This is a genomic window from Pseudonocardia sp. OZ21 (genome assembly GCF_059359135.1).
In genome coordinates this window covers 24,921-49,266 of sequence record NZ_JCADBN010000010.1, presented here as the reverse complement: position 1 = coordinate 49,266, position 24,346 = coordinate 24,921, and the positions used below count along the sequence as shown (strand labels likewise).

The window sequence follows — 24,346 nt, the reverse complement described above, 5'->3', positions numbered from 1 at the left end:
ATTCCTCAGCTGGCGAACAGCCGGAGTTCGGATTCCTCGTGCAGCATCGCCATGACGTCCAGCAGTGGCGTGCAACTGGCGATGTCGGGAACGTCCTTGTCGACGACGTGCAGCGCGGCCTCGCCCATGACGGCGCGCACGTCGTGCAGCACGGCCTGAGCCGTGTTGTGGTCGGTCACGGCCAGCCGCACGGCTGCCGCGACCCAGTTGGCGGAGAACGCGAACAGCTCACCGGCCACCGACTCCAGGCGTGGCACCCCGAGGGATGCGCTCACGACACCGAGAACCACCGCATGGTTGCCCGGCGAGCGCCCGCTCCGGACCTGCCTCGCGTAGTCCGACACCGCCCTGTGATCGAAAGCCGATGTCGCGATGCGCAGCAGGGCACGCCCTGTGCGTGCAGACGTCTCCCTGGCCTCCCGGGAGAGCTTCACCGCGGTCAGCCGCTCGTCGGCCCGCGTGACCAGCTCCAGATCGAGGGAGTCAGGGGTGGCTGTGGCACGGTGCGCACATGCCAGCCCGATCCCGTCCGTCGGCGCGACGGCGAGCTCCAGGTGGTCACGCAGCAGGGCCGACAGCAGTGCGGGGTCACCGGGCGTGGCCAGCCGACCGGTCTGCGCCAGCGTCTCCAACCCGGAGGACAGCGTGTAGCGGCCGCTGGGGAACGCTGAGTCGCTCAGCTGCAGAACGGAGAGGAATCCCGTCAACATCCGGGACCTCCGACGAGTTGCGGATGGTCCGGCATCAGACGATGTAGTACAGCTGGGACATCGGCACCTCGCTGACCGCGGGCACAACGGCCGGCTGACCGTCCACGTCGACCTGGTAGGTCTCGGGGTCCACGGAGATGTCCGGGGTCAGGTCGTTGCGCACCATCTGCGCCTTGCCGACGGTGCGGCACCCACGCACCGCTTCGGTCCACCTGTCGAGCCCGAGCCGCTCCATGACCTGGGCGTCCGCGGCCGCCTGCGACACGAATGTCACCGACGTCCGCCCCGCCGCCTTCCCCAGCCCGGCGAACATCGGTTGCAGCAACACCGGTTCCGGGGTCGGGATGGATGCGTTCGCGTCCCCCATCACCGACCAGGCGATGAGGCCGCCCTTGATCACGCACTTCGGTTTGACACCGAACATGTTCGTCGGCCACAGCACGATGTCGGCGAGCTTGCCCGGCTCCAGTGAGCCGACGAGGTGACCGATGCCGTGCGTCAGTGCCGGGTTGATCGTCAACTTCGCCAGGTAGCGCAGGATCCGCTCGTTGTCGTCACCAGCCGTTTCCCCTGGCAGGCTGCCGGTCAGCTTCTTCATCTTGTCCGCGGTGCGCCAACACGTCGCGACGGTGTCACCGACGCGACCCATGGCCTGCGAGTCCGACGAGTACATGCTCAGCACGCCCATGTCGTGCAGCACGTCCTCGGCCGCCTCGGTCTCAGCGCGGATACGGGACTGTGCGAACGCCACGTCCTCCGGATTGTCCGGGTTCAGATGGTGCGTCACGATCGTCATGTAGAACAGGTTGTCCGTCGTGTCCGTGGTGTACGGACGCGTCGGATTGGTCGAGGACGGCAGCACGTTCGGCAACGACGCGATGGCCATCATGTCCGGGGCGTGCCCGCCGCCCGCGCCCTCGGTGTGGTAGCTGTGGATCGTCCGCCCGTCGATCGCGTCGAGCGTGTCCGCGAGGTACCCGCTCTCATTGAGGGTGTCCGCGTGCAACGCGACCTGCACGTCGTACTCGTCGGCCACCTCGAGCGCGCAGTCGAGCGCGGCCGGTGTGGCCCCCCAGTCCTCGTGGACCTTCAACCCGAATGCGCCCGCCTCCACCTGCTCACGCAGACCCTCCGGCCGGCTGCTGTTGCCCTTGCCCATCAAGCCGACGTTGACCGGGAGAGTCGCGGTCGCTTCCAGCATCCTCGCCATGTTCCACGGACCAGGCGTGCACGTCGTGCCCTTGGAGCCGTCAGCAGGACCGGTGCCCCCGCCCAGCAGGGTGGTCACCCCGCTCGAGAGGGCGTGCGGAACCTGCGCCGGCGTGAGGAAGTGCACGTGGGTGTCGATCGCACCCGCGGTAGCCACGAGACCCTCGCCGGAGATCACCTCCGTACCCGGCCCGATGACGAGGTTCGCGGACACCCCGTCCTGGACGTACGGGTTGCCGGCCTGGCCGACCCCGACGATCCGCCCGTCCTTCACGCCGATGTCGGCCTTGACGATCCCCACCACCGCGTCCATGACGATGACCGAGGTGATCACCAGGTCCAGCACGCCGTCGACGTTGCGCAGTCCGGGTGCTTGCGCCATACCGTCGCGGATCGACTTGCCACCGCCGTAGACGGCCTCCTCACCGGGGAGGATGCGGGTGCTCTCGACGCGGGCGATCAGCTCGGTGTCGGCCAGCCGGAACCGGTCGCCCGCTGTCGGACCGTAGAGCGACGCGTACCGCCTTCTCGAGACCGTGCTCATGGCCGCTCGTCCATTCCGGAGAACCCCAGTTCGGCGGCCCGGGCCAACGCCTGGCTCGCTGTCCATCGGGCCGACATGCCACCGTCGAGCAGACCGCTGAACCCGATCACCCGACCGGCCCCGCCGAACTCGACCAGGTCGACGTCGCGCTCGTCACCGGGCTCGAAACGGATCGACTGTCCCGACGGCACGTTCAGGCGCATGCCCAGCGTCGCCGCCCGGCGGAAGTCCAACACCCGGTTCACCTCGAAGAAGTGGAAGTGGGAGCCGACCTGGATCGGCCGGTCACCGGTGTTGCGCACCGAGAGGCGCAAGGTGCGCCGCCCACTGTTGATCTCGATCGGGTCGTCGTCGAGCAACCATTCACCTGGAATCATCGTCAGCCCCTAGGGAATCGGGTTGGCCACGGCCAACAGTTGCGTGCCCGTCCGGAAAGTGGCCTCGACCTGGACCACGTTCACCATCTCCGGCACACCGGGCAGCACGTCGTCCCGGCTCAACACCTGCTTGCCGAGCTCGGTCGCCTCGGCGACCGAGCTTCCGTCCCGGGCCGCTTCCAGCAACGCCTCGGTGATCAGAGCGATCGACTCGGGAAGGTTCAGCTTGAGACCGCGATCCCGGCGCCTGCGCGCCAGCTCGGCCACCTGGTAGATCACCAGCTTCTCGAGCTCCCGGGGGCTGAGCATCAAGGACGACAGGGAGGTCTCGATACGTGGTTCCGCCGAACCGCTGGGCACCGTCATGTCAGAACCCGGCCAGCCCCTGCGGGCTGTTGTAGGGGATCTCCGCGCTGGTGACCTCGGTGAGCGAGCCGTCCGGTCGGACCGCGTACCCGACGAGCTTCGAGGCGTTGCCATAGATCTGGTACAGGTAGCCACCGTCCGGGGTGATCCAGCTGTCGTTCGGGCCGCTGCTGACCGTCCCGTTGAGCGCCCGGAACGTCCCGTCACCGGGCACCTTCGGGCACGCGGAATGGTGGGCCAGCGAGATCACGTCACCGTCGATACGGAAGGTGCTGATGTGGCTGTATCCGAAGTTCGTGGCGAATACCCACTGGTCGTCGGGCGACACCGCCAGCCAGCACAGCTCGGACGGCAGCCCCCCGCCGGTGTCGATCTTCACCACCGGGCCGGTTCCGAGCTCGCCACGTTCGTCGAACGTCGCCAGTGCGATGCCGTCGGCGACGGCATAACCGATGACGAGGTGATCCGGCCGGTGGTGCAGGAACGCGGGGTAGAACGGCGATGCGCCACCACCGTCCTGGAACAGCCCCTCCCCCAGCGAGCCGTTCGCCGTCACCGGGAAGACGACGATGCCGTCCGGGTCGGGCGCGTTGGACGCCACCGACTTCTTCGTGCCGTCCGGCTGGTCCGCCCAGAGGATCGGGGAGCCGTCCGGATTGGCCCCGGCCGGTTGGTCGAACGTGGTGCCGACGACCAGGAACTTCTCGTCCGGGGACAGCACGACCATCGTGGACACCCGCAGCGGCTTGTCCGGGGTGTTCACGGTGTAGCCCTCCGGCCGGGCTTTGAGCTTGCCATCGGTGCTCACCGACATCAGGCGGACGTGGTCGGGGCCGAAGGAGTGCAACACGAACAGCGTGCTGCTCGCCGCCGAGTACGCCAGCGACTTCGCGGTGCCGCTCCTGCCGGTGACGATGTTTCCGGTCCGCTTGACGTCCAGCAGCGTCAGCTTGCCGTCCTCGCCGACGCCGAAGCTCGAGACCGAGTTGTCACCACCGTTGGTGGCGAACAGGAACCGCTTGTCCGCCGTGACCATCACGCTGCCGGCCGCCTCGAAGGCGTTGGGCGCGCTCTCCTGCCCACTGATCGGCTTGTACAGCCCGGAACCCGCGCCTCCGGTGGGAATGCGTTCCACCTCGGCGATCGAGCCGTCCGAAGCACGCGCGTAGTGGATGACGACGTTCTCGACCTCGTTGGTCTGGATGTACACGTGACCGGTGGCGTACATGTCCTGATCCATATGTCTCTCCCGTTTCCCGTTCTTCTGCTCGGAACATGCCCCGACTTCCGCGTCCTCGCGTCAGGGGACACCCGAGCCACACCCCCGGTTCATGCCCCGGTCCGAGGAGGTGCCGGCCGGCGGTTCCTCGGACCAGCCGGCGTTTCGGTTCCTATACGGACGGCTCGACCACGCTGCGCACGGCAGCCAGGAGCGCGGCCCGGTGCTCGTCCAGCCGGGCGGAGACCGGTTCGTCACCTGCGGCCGCACGCAGGGCCGCAGGCGCGCTGAGCCAGCTCTCGGTCATGCGCAGGACGAGCGCGAACAGGTCGGCCGAAGGGATGTCGGCGCGCAGCCTGCCCGCGCGCTGCGCCGCGGCGACCGCCTCCAACCGGTCGCGGTAGGTGGCCACCTCCGTGTCGGTCGGCTCGGCGCGCTCGAAGGCGCGCCAGACGGCGATGCGGCGCGCCTCGGGATTGGCCAGTACGTAGTCGAACCTGGTGGCCGCGAACCCGATCAGGTCCCCGTCCCGCAGCGGAACCGCTGTGGTGACCGCCTCCGCCTGGTCGTCGACCACGGCGTCGAACAGCCGGTCCTTGTCGCCGAAGTACACGTAGATCAGACGCTTGTTGGCACCCGCACGCTCCGCGATGCGGTCGATGCGGGCCCCGGCCAGCCCGTACTCGGCGAACTCCTCGGTCGCGGCGCGCAGCAGCAGCGCCTTGGTCGCCGCGGCGTCGCGGGGGCGTGGTCGGCGCTCTGCCGATGACGCGGACATGTCCGTCACCACGCGACGGGACCGGTGGCGTCGAAGAAGCCACCGGTGGGGCCGTCCGGGCCGACCTGGGCCATCCGGACGATGACCTCAGCGCCCTGCTCGACGGTCTGGGTGCCGGCGTGATGGTTGAGGTCGGTGGCGGTGAAGCCGGGGTCGACGGCGTTGATCCGGATGCCGGGGAACGCCTTCGAGTACTGGACGGTCAGCATGTTGACCGCGGCCTTGGACGACGGGTAGGCGATGTCCGGGTAGAAGTGCGAGGGGTTCGCCGGGTCCCCGAGGTCGCGCGTCACGGACAGGCCGCTGCTGACGTTGACCACCACCGGGGCGGCGGACCCCGCCAGCAGCGGCAGGAACGCGTGCAGCATGCGGACCTGCCCGAACACGTTGGTCTCGAACACCTCTCGCACCGAGTCGCCGGTCACGTCGGCGACGGGGACGAACCCGCCGTCGGCGGTACGCGGCTCGATGCCGGCGTTGTTGACCAGCACGTCCAACCCGCCGTCGGCCTCGATCGCCTTCGCGGCGGCGGCCACGGACGCGTCGTCGGTCACGTCGAGCTGCACGAAACGCGCGCCGAGCCCTACTGCGGCGGTGCTGCCCCGCGTGACGTCGCGGGCGCCCGCGTACACGGTGTGACCTGCGGCCACCAGCTGCCGGGTGACCTCGTAGCCCAGGCCCTTGTTCGAGCCGGTGATGAGGACGGTGGACATCGCTACCTCCCGAAGATCTTCTAACTAACCGGATGTTTAACGGTAAGGCCGGCCGCTAAATCAGTCAACAGTTAGTTACTTAGGGATCGCCGGTCGTCTCGCGGCTCCGCCTCACTCCGGGGTCAGGGCTGCGTGATCGGGGCGAGCCAGACGCCGACGAGGGCGTCGATCAGGCCGGAGGCAGCATCGTGCCAGGTGGCACGGGGGGTGGGGGTCCCCTCGGCGAGTGCGCGCTCCCGCTCGGCGATGACGTGCACCATGAGGTGCCGTCCGATGTCGCCGCGTTCGATGCGGACCTCGACCGGCAGTGCGGGCAGGCAGCGGTTGAGGCCGTCGAGGATGCGATGCAGGGCCGGCGAGGTCAGGGACTCCTCGATCATGATCTCCCGCAGGGCGGGGTCGGTCATGACCTGGGCGCCGAAACGGGCGTACCAGGTGGGAGCGCCGAGACCGGCGAGGTGTTCGGGGATGGGCCGCACGAGACACGCGACCCAGTCGCGGACCTCCGGGCTGTCGCCGATGTCGGCGAGCAGGCGTTCCCTGATCCGCTCGATCTGCTCGCTGTGACGCCGGATGATGGCCCGGACCAGGTCGGTCTTGGTGCCGAAGTGGTAGCCGACCACGGCGGTGTTGCCCTGGCCCGCGGCTTCGCCGACCTGGCGGTTGGAGACGGCATACACGCCGTGCTCGGCGAACAACCGCTCGGCGGCGGCCAGGATGCGATCGCGGGTGACGGTGTTGCGCTCGGCGCGGGAGGCCCGCGGGGCGCGTGGAGCTTGTGCCGGCACCGTCACCACCGCACCGGGAGTTCTTTCGCACCGCCGACGGTCCGCGCCGGCGCGGGGTGGGCGACCAGTTGCTCCCAGCGGCTGCGATCGGCGAGCACCATGGCCATCATCCTGCCGATCGTGGTGACGCGCGGGTCGGAGAGCAGGTACTCCGGTGTCCGCTCCGCGGCGTCCGAACTCATCGCGACCTCCCTGTCCGACTGCGCGGCGAGCACGGGCCGACCCGGCGCGCCGGTACCGAGTGAACCGTACCGGCTGGATTAACTCAATCACTTGATTTAGACTCCGGCCCGTCCTCCCCTCCCGCCGAGCTCGGAGCCGTCCTCGATGAGTTCACCCAGCGCGCCGGCGACCGGCCCCGTTGCGGTCCGGTCGCCCGCCACGGTGCTGGTGGCCGTGCTCGCGTTCGCCGGGATCGTGGTCTCGCTGATGCAGACCCTGGTCATCCCGCTGATTCCCCAGCTGCCACAGCTGCTGAACGCCCCGCCTGCCGACACCACGTGGGCCATCACCGCCACACTGCTCGCCGGCGCCGTCGCCACCCCGACCGTGGGCCGGCTCGCGGACATGCTCGGCAAGCGCCGGATGCTCATGGTCTGCCTGATCATCCTGGTGGTCGGCTCCGTGATCGCCGCGCTGAGCACGACGCTGGTGCCGCTGGTGATCGGCCGCGCGTTGCAGGGTCTGGCGGCGGGCGTGGTGCCGCTGGGGATCAGCCTGATGCGGGACCAGCTCCCCCCGGAGCGCCTCGGCTCGGCCACCGCCCTGATGAGCGCATCGCTCGGTGTCGGCGGTGCGCTCGGCCTGCCCATCGCCTCGCTGGTCGCCCAGTACGCCGACTGGCACGTGCTGTTCTGGGCCGCGGGCGCCATGGGGGCCATCGCCACCGTCCTCGTGCTCACCCTGATCCCGGAGTCACCGCAGCGCGCCGGGGGACGCTTCGACCTCGTCGGCGCCGTCGGTCTGTCGGTCACGCTGGTGTGCCTGCTGCTGGCCATCTCCAAGGGCGGTACCTGGGGCTGGACCAGCGGTCTGACGCTCGGACTGTTCGCCGTGGCGGTCGTCGCGCTCGCCGCGTGGGGCTGGTGGGAGCTGCGCACCCCGCACCCGCTCGTCGACCTGCGCATCAGCCGCCGGCGTCAGGTGCTGCTCACCAACACCGCATCGGCGGTGTTCGGGTTCTCGATGTTCGCGATGTCGCTCGTGCTGCCCCAACTGCTGCAGCTGCCCACGGACACCGGGTACGGGCTCGGCCAGTCGATCTTCGCCGCCGGCCTCGTCCTCGCCCCCGGCGGCCTGGTCATGATGGCGATGAGCCCGGTCTCCGCGCGGATCACGGCCGGCCCCGGCCCGCGCACCACCCTCATGCTCGGTGCGCTCGTCGTCGCCATCGGCTACGGCCTGGGCGTGGTGCTGCACGCCACCATCTGGCAGCTCCTGCTCATGTCCGTGTTCATCAGCGCCGGCATCGGCCTCGCCTACGGCGCCATGCCCGCGCTGGTCATGGCCGCCGTGCCCGTCACGCAGACCGCCGCGGCGAACAGCCTCAACAACCTCATGCGCGCTCTCGGCACGTCCATCGCCAGCGCCGTGGCCGGAGTGGTCCTCGCCCAGATGACCGTCCCGTTCGGCCCGGTCGCCGTGCCGTCGGAGAACTCCTTCCGCGTCGTACTCGGCCTCGGCGCGGGCGCCGCACTCGTCGCGCTCGCCATCGCCTCCTTCATCCCACGCCGACGCCCTGCCACCGCCCCGGCGCCCGTGCCTGCCGCTCCCCCGCAAGCACTCCCCCTGCCCCCGCGCGCGGAGGCCGATCACCGGGAGAGCACGGTCGTCCCACTGCTGCACGGAGTGGTCCGCCACGGCGGCCGGCCTGCGCACGACGCCGTGCTCACCGTCGTCGACACGGCGGGCCGCCAGCTCGGGCACGCCCGCAGCGACGCGGGCGGCCACTACCGCATCACCCGTGACGGCGACGGTCACGTCTACCTGCTCGTCGTGCAGTGGGCCGGCACCTCCCGGGCCGAGTACCTGCAGACCGCGGGCCTGAGCCCCCACGACATCGACCTCGACGTCCCGCTCGCCGAGGGGTCCCGGCGTCTCGAGACCGCCGAAGCCACCACCTGAGCAGCCGCCCGGCGGATCTCTCCGCATGAACTTGCCCCTTCCCACCACGGAGAGGGCAAGCCAGAAAGGAAGCCAGTGACCGACGCAGCGCCCCTGACCGACGACCAGACCGACCGGGCAGAGAGCTGCTGTCCCTCGACCCGCCCGATCACACCCGCCTGCGGCGCATGCTCACCCCGGAGTTCACCGTCCGGCGCATGCGCCGCCTGGAACCACGCATCGTCGCGATCGTCGACGCCCACCTCGATGCCCTCGAACGTCTGGGGGCGCCGGCCGACCTCGTCGCCAACTACGCCCTGCCCATCCCCTCGCTGGTCATCTGCGAGCTCCTCGGAGTCCCCGCCACCGACCAGAAGGAGTTCCAGCAGCGCACCAACCGTCAGCTCGACATCACCCTGTCCGAGCCGGAGAAGGTCGAGCTCGCCCGCGAGTCACTGGCCTACATGCAAGGGCTCGTCGCGCGCGCCCGCCGCGACCCCGGCGAGGACCTGCTCGGCATGCTCATCCGCGAGCGCGACGAGGATCTGACCAACGCGGAGCTCGTGGGCATCGGCAACCTGCTGCTCGTCGCCGGCCACGAGACGACCTCGAACATGCTCGGCCTGGGCACTCTCGCGCTGCTGCGTCACCCCGACCAGCTCGCCATGGTCCGCGACGATCCCGACAGCGTCCCGGGTGCCGTCGAGGAGCTGATGCGCTGGCTGTCCATCGTCAACAGCGGCTCCCCGCGGCTGGCCACCCGCGACGTCGACATCGACGGCACCACCATCCGTCGCGGCGCCCTGGTGCTGTTCAACCTCCCCACCGCCAACCGCGACCCCGCGCTCCTCGACGACCCCGAACGCTTCGACATCACCCGCAAGGCCACGAGCCACGTCGGCTTCGGTCACGGCATCCACCACTGCCTCGGTGCGCCGCTGGCCCGCCTGGAGATGCGCATCGCCTTCCCCGCGCTGCTCCGACGCTTCCCCCAGCTGCGCCTGGCCGTGCCCGACGACCGTGTCGCCTTCGCCTGGCACAAGGCCATCTACGGGCTCGAGGAGCTCCCCGTCGCCTGGTGATCGCTGCGGCCCGGCCTTTCGCAGTCCGTGGAGCGGGGGCGGATAGCGTCATCCCCTTGAACCAAGGAGATGATGTGACGTCGCAAGGAAATCGTTCGTCGGTGGGCACGCAGCTCGCCGATGCGCTCACGGAGTTGGCCGCGGCTGTGGTGGGACCCGTCCTGCTGCCCGGCGAGCCGGACTACGAAGCTGAACTGACCGGATACAACGTCGCGTTCCGCCAGGACCCGGTGGCCGTCATCGGTGTGACGTCGGTGGCCGACGTGAGTGCGGCTGTGCGCTTCGCCGCAGGACAGAACCTGCCGGTCGCGGTCAAGTCCACCGGGCACGCCCAGATGCGGCAGGCCGACGGCGCGCTGTTGATCAGCACCAGCCGGATCGACGACGTCGAGATCGACGCCGCCGCCCGGACTGCCCGCATCGGTGCCGGAGTGCGCTGGAGCAGCGTGGTGGAGGCGGCAGCTCAACACGGACTCGCCCCGCTCAACGGCGCAGCACCGAGCGTCGGCGTCATCGCCTACGTCACCGGCGGTGGCATCGGACCGCTCGCCCGTTCCTACGGCTTCGCGGCCGACCACGTCCGCTCGCTGGAGATCGTCACCCCGGACGGCGTCGCCCGGGAGGCGAGCCCGGACGGGAACACGGACCTCTTCTGGGCCGTGCGGGGCGGCAAGGGCAACTTCGGTGTGGTCACCTCCGTGGTGGTCGACCTGTTCCCGGTACGCACCCTGTACGGGGGCGGCATCTTCTTCCCCGGCGAGTCGGCGCAGGAGGTACTGACTGCGTACCGGGGCTGGGTCGCAACGGTGCCGGACGCGATGACGTCCTCGATCGCCCTGCTCCGGCTCCCGCCGGACCCGAGCCTGCCGCCGCCCCTGCAGGGCAGGTTCGTCGTCCACCTGCGGATCGCCTACAACGGTCCCGCAGCGGAGGGCGAGCGGCTGGTCGCGCCGCTGCGGGAGGCGGCGCCGATCGTCATCGACGCCGTCGGCGAGATGCCCTACTCGGCAGTCGGCACCATCCACAACGACCCGCCCGGGCCCATCCCGTTCCAGGACACCTCCACGCTCCTCACGGAGCTGCCGGTGGAGGCCGTCGACACCGTGCTGAAGCTCTTCGGCCCGGGCGCCGACACGCTCGTCACGCTGCTGGAGATCCGGCACCTCGGTGGTGCCCTCTCGCGCAAGCCCGAGCACGCCAACGCGGTCGACGGCCGGGACGCCGGCTTCCTCGTCTATGCGGTCTCGATAGTTCCGCCTGACGTGGCGGGCCCGGCAGTCGCCGAGCTCGATGCACTGCAGGCGGCGCTGGAGCCCTGGAAGACCGGGGGTGTCTCGTTCAACTTCACCACCAGTGGCTCGCCCGAGCTCGTCGCCACCGCCTTCAGCAGCGAGACGCACGCCCGCCTGCTCGAGCTGAAGGCCCGGTACGACCCGGCGAACCTGTTCCGCTTCGCGGGGCTGACCCGCTGACCCCCTGACCCCTGACCGGGACAACGGTGTCTCGGTCTACCTGGCGAGCAGGGCGCGCAGGGCTTTGATCACCTCGGTGGGGGCCTCCTCAGCCATGAAGTGCCCACAGGACACGGTGGCGTGGTCCAGGTCGGGGGCCCAGGCCCGCCACCGGGCGGCGGCGTCGAAACCGAGGGCGGCACCCCAGTCCTGCTGCCGCACCGTCACCGGCATCCGCAGTCGGTTGCCGGCCTGCCGGTCGGCCTCGTCGTGATCGACGTCGACCGTGGCCGAGGCCCGGTAGTCGGCGACGATCGAGGGGACCGCGCGGCGGGACGCCTCCAGATAGGCGGCCCGGACGTCGACGGGGATCGCGTCCGGATCGACGGCCCAGATGTCGAGGAAGTGACCGAAGAACGCGTCCGCCGCGCCGCTGATCATCAGCTCGGGCAGGCCGGGCGGCTGGGCCATCAGGTAGAGGTGGAAGCCGACCGCGGCGGACGTGCCGTGCATGACGTCCCACGTGTCGAGGGTCGGCAGGACGTCGAGCGAGGCCAGGTGGGTGACCGCGACGGGGTGGTCGAGCCCGGCGCGGATGGCGACCAGCGCACCCCGGTCGTGGCCGGCGAGTGCGAACCGGTCATGCCCGAGTGCGCGGGCGAGCGCGACGACGTCGGCGGCCATGGTGCGCTTGGAGTAGGTCTGCCCGTCGGTGTCGGCCGGCTTGTCGCTGTCGCCGTAGCCGCGCAGGTCGGGGCAGATCACCGTGTGGTCGGCGGCCAGGTCGGCGGCGACGTGCCGCCACATCAGGTGGGTCTGGGGAAACCCGTGCAGCAGGACGACAGGGCTGCCCGAGCCGCCCACCGCCACGTTGAGCTGCACGCCGTCGGCGACGGTGACGCGCTGCCGGCTGAATCCGGCGATCTCCGGTGTCATGTGGACTCCTCGTCCGGTCTGGTCGGTGGTACGGGCCCACCCTCCGTTCCGCCGATCAGCACGCAGTCAGCGACCGCTCAGCTCGTCGGGCCGGGCGGCGGAGGCCGATAGGTTGGGCGCCGATGGTGGGTTTCGGTGTGCTCGGCCCCGTGGAGGCCGCGAACGAGCACGGCCCGGTCAACCTGAAGGGCCCGCGACATCGGGCCGTCCTGGCCCGGCTGCTGGTCGCGAGAGGCCGCGCCGTGCCGGTCACCCGGCTGATCGACGATCTGTGGGACGAGGCGCCCGACGGCGCGCTCGGCGCGGTCCAGACGTTCGTCGGCGCTCTGCGGAAGGCGCTCGAGCCGGACCGCCCGCCGCGGACCCCGGCCCGGCTGCTGGTCACGGCGCCGCCCGGGTACGCGCTGCGCGCCGACCCGGAGGCGGTGGACGCGTGGCGTTTCGAGGCCGCGGTCGCCGCCTCGGGCCGGCTGCTGGCCGACGGGAGAGCGGAGGAGGCCCGCAGCCTGCTCGACGAGGGGCTCGGGCTCTGGCGGGGACCGGCGTACGCGGAGTTCGCCGAGCAGGGCTGGGCGCGCGGGGAGGCCGCCGGCCTGGACGAGCTGCGCCTGCTGGCCGTGGAACGCCGGGCCGAGGCAGGGCTGGGCGCCGGCCGGGCCGCCGAGTCGGTGCCCGATCTGGAGGCCCACGTCGCGGCTCACCCGCTGCGCGAGGACGGCAGGCGGCTGCTGGCACTGGCGCTCTACCGGGCGGGGCGCCAAGGCGACGCGCTGACCACGCTCCGCCGGGCGCGCACGATGCTGCGGGCCGAGCTGGGCGTGGACCCCGGACCGAGCCTGCGGCAGCTGGAGGCGGACATCCTCGCCCAGGCCCCGCACCTCACCGCGCCGCTCGCGCACCGCGGGCAGAGCCCGGCGCCCACGGCGGTCGGCCGACCGGGGCCGGCCGGACATCCGTTCGTCGGCCGTGCCGGGGAGCTCGCCGAGCTGGCGGACGCCGCGCAGGCCACTGTGACGGCGGGCCGGCCGCGGCTCGTACTGCTGTCGGGAGCGGCCGGCGCGGGCAAGACGGCGCTCGCCACCACCCTGACCGAACGCCTCGCGGCCACCGGCTGGACCACGGCGTGGGGGGCCGCCCCCGAGCAGCGGGGCGCGCCTGCGGCGTGGCCGTGGGCCCGGATGCGCGAAAGCCTCACCTCACCCGGGGCTGCGCCTCCCGATCCCGCCGATGCCGCAGGTGCTGATCCCGTCGCGGCGCGGTTCCTCCGGCATCGTGCGATCGGCTCCTTTCTGGCCAGGGTCTCCGAGCGGGGCCCGGTCCTGCTGGTCTTCGACGACCTGCACTGGGCCGACGAGGAGACCCTGGCCCTGCTGACCACGCTGGCGGCCGATCCGGGTGCCGGGCGCGTGCTGCTCGTCGGCACGTACCGCTCGACCGAGATCTCCGCGGGGCTGGCCGAGGCGCTGGCCCGCGCCGCCCGTACCGAACCGGCCCGGATCTACCTGGGCGGCCTGGCCGAGCCGCAGGTGCGGGAGATGGTCGAGGCCCTCACCGAGCGCGAGACGACCCCGGCGGACGCCCGCGTGATCCACGCGCGCAGCGGGGGCAACCCGTTCTTCGTGCGGGAGCTCGTCCGGCTCTGGGAGGCTGAGGGCCAGGCCGGTTTGCACGCCGTGCCCTCCGGCGTCCGCGACGTGATCCGGCATCGCCTGGCCGGGCTGGCCGAGCCGGCACGGACGCACCTGCGCCATGCCGCGATCATCGGTCCGGAGGTCGACCTCGACGTGCTGGTCCCGCTTGTGGGGGACGAGGAACGGGTGCTGGACTCCGTCGAGGCCGCCCTCCTCGCGGGCTTCCTCGTCGAGGAGAACGCCGACCGCCTGAGATTCACGCACGCACTCGTGCACGAGACGCTCTACCACGACATCACGCGCGCCCGCCGGGCCCGCCTGCACGCCGCGACCGCCGGGATCATCGAGCAGATCCGGCCCGGTGACGTGGAGGCGATCGCCCACCATGTCCTGCTGGCGGGAAGCCGGGTCACCACCGCCCGTACCGCGCGCTGGGCACGCGCCGCCGCAGAACGGGCGGAGCAACGCTTCGCCCCTCACGAGGCGGCGCGCCTGTGGCGGGAGACGGTGACGGCCCTCGACCGGACCGACGAGGGCGCCAGAGAGAGCGACCGCAACGGCCGGGAGCGGCTGGACGCGGTGATGGGCCTGGTCCGGGCGCTGGCGGTCACCGGCGAACTGCAGCAGGCCCGGAGCCACCGGGCCACGGCAGTCACGGCGGCCGAGGCGCTCGGCGACCCGTTGCTGACCGCCCGCGTGCTCGGCTCGTTCGACGTGCCCGCGATCTGGACGGCCAACGACGACGAGGCCCTGTCCGACCGCCTCGTCGCGGCAGCCGAACGCGCACTCGGAGCCCTCCCGGCCGACCGCGAGAGCGAACGCGGGCGCCTGCTGATCACGATCGCGATGGAACGGCGCGCCGACGCCGGACGACGCGGGGACGAGGCGGCGCGGGAGGCCGAGACGATCGCCCGCCGCCGTGGCGACCCCATCTTGCTGGCCTTCGCGCTCAACGGCCGTTTCCTGCAGACCTTCCACCGCGCGGGCCTCGCTCCGGAACGAGCCCGGATCGGCGAGGAGCTCATCGAGCTTGCCGCCCGGCACCGCGGGCTGGTGACCTTCGACGTGCTCGGGCACCTGATCCTCGTCCAGGCCGGCGCCGCCGTCGCCGATCTCGGTGCCGCCGACCGGCACGCCGCCGCGGCCGATCAACTCGCCGAACGCCACGACCTTCCGCTCGTCGGTGTCTTCACCGACTGGTACGCCGCGCTCCGGCTCGCACTGACCGGCCCACCCGAGGAGACGGCAGCCGCCTACCGGGCCGCCGCCCGGCGGCTCACCGGCACCGGGATGTCCGGCCTGGAGGACGGGATCCTCCCGCTGGCCCTGCTCAGCCTGAGCGCCCCCGACGTGCCGACCGGCATGGACGACGCCGACTGGGGCGCGTACGAACGCTGGGCCCGCCCGTTGTTGCTGTTCGCGGACGGCCACGGCGACCAGGCGCTCACCGCTGCACAAGCGGTCCCGGACTCCCCTTGCGACCTCCTCTTCGAGGCCCGCACCTGCCTGCACGCCATGACGGCGATCCGGACGGGAGACCGTCCGGCGATGGAACGCCTCTACGCCCGGTTGCTTCCCGCAGCCGGCGAGCTCGCCGGGGCCGGCAGCGGCCTGCTCACCCTCGGCCCCACAGCCCACCACCTGGGCACGCTGTCCACCGCTCTCGGGCGGCACCATCAGGCCGTCGGCCACTACCGGCAGGCCGAGGCGATCGCGGACAAGGCCGGGTCGCCGCGCTGGGCCACCGCCGCGCGCGATGCACTGCGCACCCTCGGCAGCCGGCGCACCGATTGACCACGAAAAGAGGACGAAAGCACGGATTCTGAACTACGTCATATCTGCCGGATGTGCGGATTGTCACAGAACTGGGCAACGCGGCTGCGTATCTCCATCGGCTAACCGACGACTCGCCGAACATCGCGTTACCAAGATTCGCCGAGATCGGCCCCGATCCCACTCAACGCCCCTACTGCGTGGAATGTCTACATCGCCCACCGCTCGCTTCCGCGTAAGAACGAGGAGACCAAAACAGTGGTCCACGGAGAATGGAGGGGGTTGACAACGGAGAGAAGCGCCGGGCTATCCTGGCCGGGTCATGCCCTCGGCGGGACGTTCCACAATCAGGGCTTCGTGTCGCACATCTGCGAGTACCGTCCGCGGTAACCTCGGGTGGTGGCAACGCGCTGCCTGCGCCCGGCTAATCACCGGGACCACCACAGCGGCCTGTTCTCGCCATCAGCGTCCGAAAGGCAAGCCACTGAACACCCGCATGCGCATCAAACTAGGTCTGCTTACGCTCAGTGCCATTGCCTTGACAGCATGTTCGGCCGCCCAGGCGCCGGCACCGGCGCAGGTGGCGCCGGCCCCGCCACCGGCGCAGGCACAGTCCGACCAGGGCCAGGGCTCGTCGTCGTCCTCCGGCGACAACTCCGGCGGCTCGTCGCAGGCTGCGGCGGCGCTCGGACAGCGCAGCTCGGAGGGCGGTTACTGGCCGGCTTCGCTCCAGCTGGGGCAGAACAACAGCCTGGGCAAAGTGGTGCTCGACGGTCAGGGATTCACGCTGTACCGATTCGACAAGGACACCGCTCACCCGTCGGCGTCGAATTGCACCGGAACCTGCCTGGCCAAATGGCCACCGGTGCTCACGAACAACAAGATCCAGATCCAGAACCTGGACCCGTCCGCATTGGGCGCCGTTACGCGCCCGGACGGAACGCAGCAGGTGACCGTCGGCGGCTGGCCGGTCTATCGGTACATCAACGATGTCGTTCCTGGTCAGGTCACCGGGCAGGGAGTCGGCGGAACCTGGTTCGCGATCGCGCCGGACGGCTCCAAGGCCGGTGGCGGCAAGTCCGTCAAGTAATAGCACCGGCTCCGAAGGAAACGACATGGCCGTGACCGTCACGGTAACCGTGCATTCGGATGATCCGTTGGCACTGGCCGGTGCTCTCAGTCATCTTCGTCATCAGCCGGCACTCGAGGTGGTCGAACCGTCGACGCCACCCGCCGGCGACTCGGTTGCCGTTGTACTGACCCAGCGGGTCGACGAAAGCACCGCCGTCGAACTGCGCAGGCTGGTTCGGGAGCCCGGACGGCGAGTGGTCCTGGTCACCGACCAACTCCGGGAGCCGGAGCTGATGGCGGTGCTGGAATTCGGGGTCCGCACCATTCTGTGGCGCGCCGAGGCCACCCAGAGCCGGCTGATCGGAGCGATCCGGTCGGCCGCGCAGGGGGACAGCAAACTCCCGCCGGACCTGCTCGGGCAGCTGATCGCCCACGTGAGCCGCGCCCAGCGGTCCACAACGGACCTGCCGTCGACGGCCGTGCCGGCCGTCGGTCTCGCACCACGCGAGATCGACGTGCTCAAGCTCGTCGCCGAAGGCCTCGACACCCAGCAGATCGCCGACAAGCTCGCCTACTCGGAACGCACCATCAAGAACGTCCTCCACGGCGTGATGTCCCGGCTGCAACTGCGCAACCGGGCCCACGCCGTGGCATACGCCCTCCGCGAGGGCTACTTCTGATGCCCCACGCTCGGACACGAGCACGCACCCGCCCTCACGGCCCAGGAGATCACCGATGATCCACGAGGTCGACGAGGCGCTGCGCTCACTGATCGGGACGCGTGCGCTGCCGGGCGTGATCACCGACATCCAGTTCGACGCGCCCACCCGCAACTGGGCGGCCCGGCGCAACTCCCCGACCGTCAACGTCTACCTCTACGACATCCGCGAAGAGGTCGCGTGGCGGGAACGGGGCGCGGTCGCCGTCCGGGACGCGGACGGCCGGATCGTCGCCCGGCGGCAACCGCCACGCTGGTTCCGGCTCTCCTACCTCGTCACGGCGTGGACCACCCGGCCCGAGGACGAGCATCGCCTGCTGTCGGCGCTGCTCATCCTGCTGTTGCAGCACGAGGCGATCCCGCGGGACACGCTGACCGGGACGCTGGCGGAGTTGAACGTGTCGATTCCGATGTCGGTCGCGGTACCGCCGTCCGAGTCGCGCTCGATCGCCGACCTCTGGTCCGCCCTCGGCGGCGAGCTGAAGCCGTCGCTCGACATGGTCGTCCTCGCGCCGTTCGTCGCCTCTCCCGAGTACGCGGTCGGACCGCCCGTCCTCGAGGAGACGATCACGATCCGGGATCGCAGGGGCGTGATCATCGACTCCGCCACCCGCGACTACCGCAACCGCCTGCCGTGACCGTTCGCGACCCGGCCGTTCCGTTGCTGCACCGGTTGGACCTGCTACACGCCCGGGCCGCGGACATCGTGCGGCAGCGCGCCACCGGCGACGCCAGCTCCGCCGACCCGTTGCGTGGCCTCTACCTCCCACCGGAGGTCGCGCTCCAGTGGGCCCACCGGCCGTCACCGGGCAGCGAAGCCCCGGACGCGGACGACGACGGGTACCCGGAGGCACTGGAACCCACCGAGGCGCCGGAGGACCGGCTGACCGGCCTGGCGCACAGGTTCATGCTCCCTGCGCTGGACGTCCACATTCTGCTGGCCGCACTCGCCCCGGACGTCGACCGCCGGTTCGAGCCCCTCTACGGATACCTCAACGACGACGTCTCACGCCGCCGCGTCACGGTCTCCGTCGCTCTCGAGCTGATCGGGCTGGGTCCCCACCACAGATCGGCCCGCGCTCGGATGCACCCGGCCGCGCCCCTGCTGCACGGCGGTCTGATGACCGTGGAGGACGACCGGGAGCGGCCCCTGCCCGGCCGGACGCTGCGTGTACCGGAACGGGTGGTCGCGTACCTGCTCGGCGACGACACGCTCGACAGCGAACTGCTCCACACGGTCCGGCAGGCGCCACCGCGCCCGGCCACCACAGGGCCGGAGCCGAACGCGTTCGAGGCACGGTTGGCGAAGCTGCTCCCCGACGCCTCGGTGGTGGTGCACCTGCGCGAGCACCGGCCGGGCACCGGGGTCGCCGTCGCCGTCGCGGCCCTGCAGCACGCCGGTCGCACCGTGCTGCGCTTCGACCTGCCGTCACCGGCGGATCCCGCGGCTGCCGTGGACCTGATCCCGGCGCTGGTCAGAGAGGCCCGCCTCCGCGAGGCCGCTCTCGTGATCAGCCCGCTGCCGGCGCATCCGGGCGCCGTGATGCGGACGCTGGAGCACGTCGACGTGCCCGTCGTTCTCGTCGACCCCAGGCCGTTCGACCCGAACTGGTCGCCGTCGGCCACCGCGGTGCTGTCGCTGGACCTGCCTCCCGGTGGCCTGGCCCCGACGGAGCTCTGGGCCGAGGAGCTGGGCGAGGCCGACGTCCCGGATCTCGCCGCAGCCGTGGCACCGTTCCGGCTCGGCCCGGACCAGGTGCGCCGCGCGGTCCGGTCCGCCCGTGCGCTCGCCGCCCTCGACAGCGCGCCACTGAGCCGCGTGCACATCCAGCACGGCGCCCGGCAGCAGTCGGCGCCGCTGCTCAACCAGCACGCCCGCCAGGTGCAACCCGAGGTCGGCTGGCCGGACCTCGTGCTGCCCGACGAGCCGTTGCAGCAGCTGCGCGAGCTGGTCGTGCGCGCCAGGCAGCGGGAACGGGTGCTCCGGGAATGGCGGCTGCGCCCCGGCGGTGGACGCGGACGCGGGGTGGTGGCCCTGTTCGCCGGCGACTCGGGCACCGGCAAGACGCTGTCCGCCGAGGTGGTGGCCGGTGAGCTGGGCGTCGTGCTCTACGTGGTGGAGCTGTCGTCCGTGGTCGACAAGTACATCGGCGAGACCGAGAAGAACCTCGAACGCATCTTCGCCGAGGCCGACCGCACCGACTCGGTCCTGCTGTTCGACGAGGCCGACGCCATCTTCGGCAAGCGCTCGGAGGTGAAGGACTCCCACGACCGCTACGCCAACATGGAGAGTGCCTTCCTCCTGCAGCGCCTCGAGTCGTTCGACGGCATCGCGCTGCTCACCACGAACCTGCGGGCCAACATCGACGAGGCGTTCACCCGCCGGCTGGACCTCATCGTGGACTTCCCGTTCCCCGATCCGGCGTTGCGGACCCAGCTGTGGCGGCAGTGCCTGACCCACGCACCCTGCATGCCGGACCTCGACCTGGCGGCGCTCGGGGACAGGTACGAGCTGTCCGGCGGTGGCATCCGGAGCGCCGCGGTGACGGCCGCCTACCTCGCCGCCGGTCGCGGTGGGCCCATCTCCGACGACGACGTCCTCATCGGCGCCCAGCGCGAGTACCAGAAGATGGGTCGCGTGGTCTGGTGATCCGCGCGGCGCGGTCAGTGGCCCGGTTCGAGGACCGGGGCGAGCCCGAAGGTGGCGAGCACCTGGGGGTCCTGGAACACCACGTTGTGTGCGATCCCCCGTGTGCTGACCGTCAGCACCTGGAGGGTGTGCAGGCGCAGCACCCCGGCCCCGTCGGGGCAGTAGGCGACGAGGGCGGGCTGACCGTTCGCCGAGGTCGGGACCATCCGCCAACCCGTGCCCCGCTTCGAACGCGCGCACGTAGCGCTCGACCGTCTCCCGGACGGACCGGTCGTCGGGCTCTCGCAGCGCGTTCTCCCGGGGTGCGGCCGCGGCCAGCGCTGCCCGCGCACGCTGCAGCGCGCTGTTGACCGCGGCGGCCGAGGTGTCGAGCTGGGCGGCGACCTCCGCCGCGGTGAACTCCAGGACGTCACGAAGGACGAGGACGGCACGCTGGCGCGGCGGGAGCAGTTGCATGGCGGCGATCAGGGCCAGCCGCCTCCCGGCGCGCGCGGTGGCCCGGGACAGGGGATCTCCCTCAGCGTGGCGCAGGTAGGTGTCGGGAAGGGGCTGCAACCACGGCACCTCGAAGTCCGGCACCAGCGGGGTCTCCGCTGGGCCGCGGGACCTGGCAGCTGTTCTCCACGCTCTGGCCCAGCCGCTCCGACGACTTCTCGGCCAGGATGAACACCGCCCCGAAATGGGTGGTGTCACGACGCTCACCGACGTCAGCGCGTGGGCCAACTCCACGGTGATCGGTGGGGAGCTCACCGACGAGGTACGACGGTTGCGGCGTGAGCGGGACGTCATCGTCATCGGCAGCACCAGCGTCGTGCACACGCTGATGGAGCACGACGTCGTCGACGAGTACCGCCTGCTGGTCTTCCCGACGGTCCTGGGCACCGGGCGGCGCCTGTTCACCGATCCCTCCGTGGCCCGGGACCTGCGTCTGGTGTCGGTCGAACAGAACGGTGCCGCCGCGCTGCTGCGCTACGAGAAGACCGGGTGACAGGGCTGGATCAGGACGCCGCGGTGAGCTGCCACTCCTGCCCCGCGACGGATTCGCTCTCGCCGCACTCTCTCGCCTGCACCACCTGCCCCGTACCGATGTCGGTCAGGCAGGAGCCGGTCTGCGAGTTGACGATGGTCACCACGTCGTTGCTGCCCGCGGGCTTCAGGATCCAGGCCTCGTTCTTCTGCAGTTGACCATTGCCGACGTTCCGCAGGGTGAGCTGCGAGTTGTTGCTCTGAACGGGCTGTCCGAGCGCGAAGTTGCGGCCCGCGGTGGGAACGATGGCCGTGGAGCCGTCCTGGAGACGCACGAGGGTCCAGGTCTGGAGGCGCTGCTGTTGCTGGTTCAGCTGGTCCGACTCGACCAGCGGCGTACCGCCGCGCTGGTCGGGGGCCGCCGTCAACGCCACCTCGGTCTGGGTGATGTCGGAATGGGTGATCGTGACGTCGGTGTTCCCGCCCGACGAGTTGCCCGAGCCCTGCCGTTGTTGCTGCTGTTGCTGTTGCTGTTGCTGTTGCTGTTGTTGCTGCTGCTGCTGGGTGGTGGGCGGCGCCTGCTGCTGGGTGGTGCCCTGCAGTCCGCCCGTCAGAGGCGGCACCTGCACGTTCGGCGCCTGGAAGGAGGGGAGGGCGAAGGACGGGAACAGGCGCGACTGCAGGTTGGTGAACGGGAGGTACAGCAGCCCCGCGGCGATCAGGGCGGCCACGATCAACAGGCCCAGCAACACCAGCAACCACTTGGGCACCAGTCCCATCTGGACGTACGTGCCCCGCAGCTGTGTCGGCTTCGCGCCCGTCAACGCCGCGTCCTCCGGCGGCATCACGGTGACCGCGAACGGGTAGCGCTGCGGCTTCCCGGTGAGCCGGCGCCGGCGTGGACGCACCCGGAGCACCGGCGACCCGACGACACCGGCCGGCACCAGGGTCGACGGTTCCCTTCCGTCGAACAGCAGCCTGTCCTCGTCATCGCGGCCGACCAACCGGATCTCGAGCGGAGCGTTGCCCCGGTTGTTGACGCTGAAGCGCAGCAACGCGGAGAGGCGGCCACGGACCGTCAGCGGGTTCATCTCCGCGCGCAGGTCCCCGAAGGGCGTGACGGTGAGGGTGCCCTCGGCGACATCGGACAGTTCAGGGTGCTCGCGGGGTACCACGCGGACACCGAACGGAGTGGGGCCTGCCAGCACCTCCGGCGTGCGGGGCACCTTGACCGTGAGGGTCACGCTGCCCTCGTCCCCGGGGAAGAGCCGCAGCTTGTCCGGAGTGAACTGACAAAAGCGACTCAAGGGACCGAGAACCGAGAGTTGATACTCCTCGACCGTGTCCCCGTTGTTACGCACCTTCAACGTGAAGGTGGCAGCGCCCGCTCCTGGAGTGACAGTGCTCGACGTCGGCTCGAGAGACGTCCATAGACTCACCGAACAAGACTACGGATCAGCACGAGCCGGAGCAGGGGTCGAAAGGGCAGTAATCGGTCCATCACACCGGACCGAACGGGCAGGTTCCGGTGCCCGTTGCGCGGGCACCAGCATGCCCGCGGGTGGGGTCCGGCGGACCTGTCGGCGAGGGCGGGCGGCCCACATGATTCAGCGAAAAGCTTGGCCGCCACTTCATCTCCGGTACGAGGAGACCCCTGCATGCCTACTTATCTGTCGCCCGGCGTCTACGTCGAGGAGGCGCCCAGTGGTTCGCGTCCAATTCAAGGCGTGGGCACGGCGGTTGCCGCCTTTGTCGGTTTCGCCCCCAAGGGTCCGCTCAACACACCGGTGCTGATTCCGAACTGGTCGGCATACGTCGCCCAGTTCGGCGAGTTCGCGGAGGGCAGCTACCTCGCCCACGCCGTGTACGGGTACCTGAACAACGGCGGCTCGATCTGTTACGTCGTCCGGGTAGGCAGTGGCCCCGATGACGCGGACGGCGCCGAGGAGTCGTCCCGCCCGGCGGGCGCTCTCCCCGCGGCCGAGCCCGCCACGCTCGGGCCCTTCAGGCTCACGCCGCTCCCCCGCGGCAACGGCTCCGGTCCGCTCACCGCCGAGGTGACCGACACCCAGGGCGAGAACGTCCCCGAGGACCGCTTCACGCTCCTCATCAAGGAGGGCGACAACACGCTCGAGACCTTCGACGTCTCGGCACGCAAGGGCACCCGGAACTACATCGTCAACCAGGTGCGGCAGAACTCGAAGCTGATCAGCGTCGAGGAGGCGACCCCGAGCGGACAGGTGAGCCGGCCCGCGAACCAGTCGGTCACCCTCAACGCTGCGCCCGCTGCCGTCTCGACCAGGGGCTCCGACTCACCGAAGCGGCTCAACTCCGGGCACTTCATGGGAGACACGGACGACCGCACCGGCCTGGGTGGGCTCGAGGAGATCGACGAGATCACCATGGTGGCCGTCCCCGACGCGATGGCCGCCTACGAGCGCGGCGCGCTGGACATGGACGGTCTGAAGGCGGTCCAGCTCGCGCTCATCTCGCACTGCGAGCAGATGGGTGACCGGATGGCCATCCTCGACCCGCCGCCTGCGATGAAGGCCAAGGACATCCTGGACTGGCGCCAGCAGACGGCGGCCTACGACTCCGCGCACTCGGCCCTCTACTACCCCTGGATCAGGGTCTTCGACCCGGCCAGCGGACAGCCTCGCCTGGTGCCGCCGAGCGGCCACATGGCAGGTGTGTGGGCCCGCACCGACGCCGCGCGCGGCGTCCACAAGGCTCCGGCCAACGAGGTGGTGCGCGGCGCCATCGACCTGGGGACGCAGATCACCCGTGGCGAGCAGGGCATGCTCAACCCGGTCGGCATCAACTGCATCCGCACGTTCCCGGGCCGCGGTGTCCGCGTCTGGGGCGCTCGTACGCTCTCCTCCGACCCCGCATGGCGCTACCTGAACGTGCGCCGCTACTTCAACTACCTCGAGGAGTCGATCCTCGACGGCACCCAGTGGGTCGTCTTCGAGCCGAACGACCGCTCGCTGTGGAACCGGATCCGGCGCAACGTCACGGCGTTCCTGCTCCAGGAATGGCGCAGCGGAGCGCTGTTCGGAAACCAGCCGCAGAACGCGTTCTACGTCAAGTGCGACGCGGAGACCAACCCGCCGGAGTCGGTCGACCAGGGGCGCGTGGTGTGCGAGATCGGGGTGGCGCCGGTGAAGCCGGCCGAGTTCGTGATCTTCCGGCTCTCCCAGTACTCCGAGGGCGGCGCCGAGCTCACCGAGTAGGGCCCGGTCGCACACACCTCACTGCACG

General features: G+C 70.7%; 21 protein-coding genes and 2 pseudogenes. 10 read left to right on the top strand and 13 right to left on the bottom strand.

The window, feature by feature from the left end; genetic code table 11:
• Positions 1-5 precede the first annotated feature (5 nt).
• From AC5L35_RS22490 to AC5L35_RS22450, 9 genes and pseudogenes are all read right to left on the bottom strand, one after another.
• Complete coding sequence (locus tag AC5L35_RS22490) at positions 6-710, bottom strand: urease accessory protein UreF (RefSeq protein WP_495061655.1); 705 nt, start codon at positions 708-710, stop codon at positions 6-8.
• Between the two features lie 34 nt (positions 711-744).
• Positions 745-2,463, bottom strand: coding sequence for an urease subunit alpha (ureC, locus tag AC5L35_RS22485; protein WP_495061654.1), 1,719 nt, complete (start codon positions 2,461-2,463; stop codon positions 745-747).
• A complete protein-coding gene (locus tag AC5L35_RS22480; protein WP_495061653.1) occupies positions 2,460-2,840 on the bottom strand; it encodes an urease subunit beta in 381 nt (126 codons plus the stop codon). The genes ureC and AC5L35_RS22480 overlap by 4 nt, the downstream gene beginning before the upstream one ends.
• A 9-nt stretch (positions 2,841-2,849) precedes the next feature.
• Complete coding sequence (locus AC5L35_RS22475; protein ID WP_495061898.1) at positions 2,850-3,152, bottom strand: urease subunit gamma; 303 nt, start codon at positions 3,150-3,152, stop codon at positions 2,850-2,852.
• Between the two features lie 55 nt (positions 3,153-3,207).
• Positions 3,208-4,452: pseudogene (locus AC5L35_RS22470) on the bottom strand (beta-propeller fold lactonase family protein); the annotation flags it as partial.
• Positions 4,453-4,597: 145 nt separating this feature from the next.
• A complete protein-coding gene (locus tag AC5L35_RS22465; protein ID WP_495061652.1) occupies positions 4,598-5,203 on the bottom strand; it encodes a TetR/AcrR family transcriptional regulator in 606 nt (201 codons plus the stop codon).
• 5 nt (positions 5,204-5,208) lie between these two features.
• Positions 5,209-5,916, bottom strand: coding sequence for an SDR family NAD(P)-dependent oxidoreductase (locus AC5L35_RS22460; RefSeq protein ID WP_495061651.1), 708 nt, complete (start codon positions 5,914-5,916; stop codon positions 5,209-5,211).
• 122 nt (positions 5,917-6,038) lie between these two features.
• Positions 6,039-6,704 carry a TetR/AcrR family transcriptional regulator gene (locus AC5L35_RS22455; protein ID WP_495061650.1) on the bottom strand — a complete coding sequence of 222 codons (666 nt, stop codon included), beginning with the start codon at positions 6,702-6,704 and terminating at the stop codon, positions 6,039-6,041.
• Between the two features lie 2 nt (positions 6,705-6,706).
• Positions 6,707-6,886: a hypothetical protein gene (locus AC5L35_RS22450; protein ID WP_495061649.1), complete on the bottom strand. Its 180-nt coding sequence runs from the start codon at positions 6,884-6,886 to the stop codon at positions 6,707-6,709.
• A 145-nt stretch (positions 6,887-7,031) separates the two neighbouring features.
• Here AC5L35_RS22450 and AC5L35_RS22445 point away from each other — a divergent pair, with 145 nt between their 5' ends.
• The 3 genes from AC5L35_RS22445 to AC5L35_RS22435 all read left to right on the top strand — a co-directional run bounded on the left by AC5L35_RS22445 (position 7,032) and on the right by AC5L35_RS22435 (position 11,361).
• Entirely contained in the window at positions 7,032-8,828 is a 1,797-nt protein-coding gene (locus AC5L35_RS22445; RefSeq protein WP_495061648.1) for an MFS transporter, read from the top strand.
• Between the two features lie 167 nt (positions 8,829-8,995).
• Positions 8,996-9,889: a cytochrome P450 gene (locus AC5L35_RS22440; protein WP_495061647.1), complete on the top strand. Its 894-nt coding sequence runs from the start codon at positions 8,996-8,998 to the stop codon at positions 9,887-9,889.
• Positions 9,890-9,990: 101 nt separating this feature from the next.
• A complete protein-coding gene (locus AC5L35_RS22435; protein WP_495061646.1) occupies positions 9,991-11,361 on the top strand; it encodes an FAD-binding oxidoreductase in 1,371 nt (456 codons plus the stop codon).
• A 36-nt stretch (positions 11,362-11,397) separates the two neighbouring features.
• On the opposite strand, the gene AC5L35_RS22430 is transcribed toward AC5L35_RS22435, so the two are convergent.
• Positions 11,398-12,276 (bottom strand): alpha/beta fold hydrolase, encoded by an 879-nt coding sequence (locus tag AC5L35_RS22430; protein ID WP_495061645.1) that lies wholly within the window; start codon positions 12,274-12,276, stop codon positions 11,398-11,400.
• 122 nt (positions 12,277-12,398) lie between these two features.
• Here AC5L35_RS22430 and AC5L35_RS22425 point away from each other — a divergent pair, with 122 nt between their 5' ends.
• From AC5L35_RS22425 to AC5L35_RS22405, 5 genes are all read left to right on the top strand, one after another.
• Positions 12,399-15,701 carry an ATP-binding protein gene (locus tag AC5L35_RS22425; protein WP_495061644.1) on the top strand — a complete coding sequence of 1,101 codons (3,303 nt, stop codon included), beginning with the start codon at positions 12,399-12,401 and terminating at the stop codon, positions 15,699-15,701.
• 475 nt (positions 15,702-16,176) lie between these two features.
• Complete coding sequence (locus tag AC5L35_RS22420) at positions 16,177-16,770, top strand: hypothetical protein (protein ID WP_495061643.1); 594 nt, start codon at positions 16,177-16,179, stop codon at positions 16,768-16,770.
• Positions 16,748-17,431, top strand: coding sequence for a helix-turn-helix transcriptional regulator (locus tag AC5L35_RS22415; RefSeq protein ID WP_495061642.1), 684 nt, complete (start codon positions 16,748-16,750; stop codon positions 17,429-17,431). Before AC5L35_RS22420 ends, AC5L35_RS22415 begins: the two co-directional genes overlap by 23 nt.
• 55 nt (positions 17,432-17,486) lie before the next feature.
• Positions 17,487-18,107: a Pvc16 family protein gene (locus AC5L35_RS22410; RefSeq protein ID WP_495061641.1), complete on the top strand. Its 621-nt coding sequence runs from the start codon at positions 17,487-17,489 to the stop codon at positions 18,105-18,107.
• Positions 18,104-20,119 carry an ATP-binding protein gene (locus AC5L35_RS22405; protein ID WP_495061640.1) on the top strand — a complete coding sequence of 672 codons (2,016 nt, stop codon included), beginning with the start codon at positions 18,104-18,106 and terminating at the stop codon, positions 20,117-20,119. The genes AC5L35_RS22410 and AC5L35_RS22405 overlap by 4 nt, the downstream gene beginning before the upstream one ends.
• A 14-nt stretch (positions 20,120-20,133) precedes the next feature.
• Here the strand turns inward: AC5L35_RS22405 and AC5L35_RS22400 are convergent, their stop codons facing one another.
• Both AC5L35_RS22400 and AC5L35_RS22395 read right to left on the bottom strand, forming a co-directional pair.
• Complete coding sequence (locus tag AC5L35_RS22400; RefSeq protein WP_495061639.1) at positions 20,134-20,325, bottom strand: hypothetical protein; 192 nt, start codon at positions 20,323-20,325, stop codon at positions 20,134-20,136.
• A 169-nt stretch (positions 20,326-20,494) separates the two neighbouring features.
• A pseudogene (locus AC5L35_RS22395) lies at positions 20,495-20,575 on the bottom strand (sigma factor-like helix-turn-helix DNA-binding protein); the annotation flags it as partial.
• A 223-nt stretch (positions 20,576-20,798) separates the two neighbouring features.
• Here AC5L35_RS22395 and AC5L35_RS22390 point away from each other — a divergent pair.
• Entirely contained in the window at positions 20,799-21,107 is a 309-nt protein-coding gene (locus AC5L35_RS22390; protein WP_495061638.1) for a dihydrofolate reductase family protein, read from the top strand.
• A 10-nt stretch (positions 21,108-21,117) separates the two neighbouring features.
• On the opposite strand, the gene AC5L35_RS22385 is transcribed toward AC5L35_RS22390, so the two are convergent.
• Entirely contained in the window at positions 21,118-22,329 is a 1,212-nt protein-coding gene (locus AC5L35_RS22385) for an RICIN domain-containing protein (protein WP_495061637.1), read from the bottom strand.
• A gap of 414 nt (positions 22,330-22,743) precedes the next feature.
• Between AC5L35_RS22385 and AC5L35_RS22380 the strand changes: the two genes are divergently transcribed.
• Positions 22,744-24,318, top strand: coding sequence for a phage tail sheath family protein (locus tag AC5L35_RS22380; protein WP_495061636.1), 1,575 nt, complete (start codon positions 22,744-22,746; stop codon positions 24,316-24,318).
• Positions 24,319-24,346: the final 28 nt, after the last annotated feature.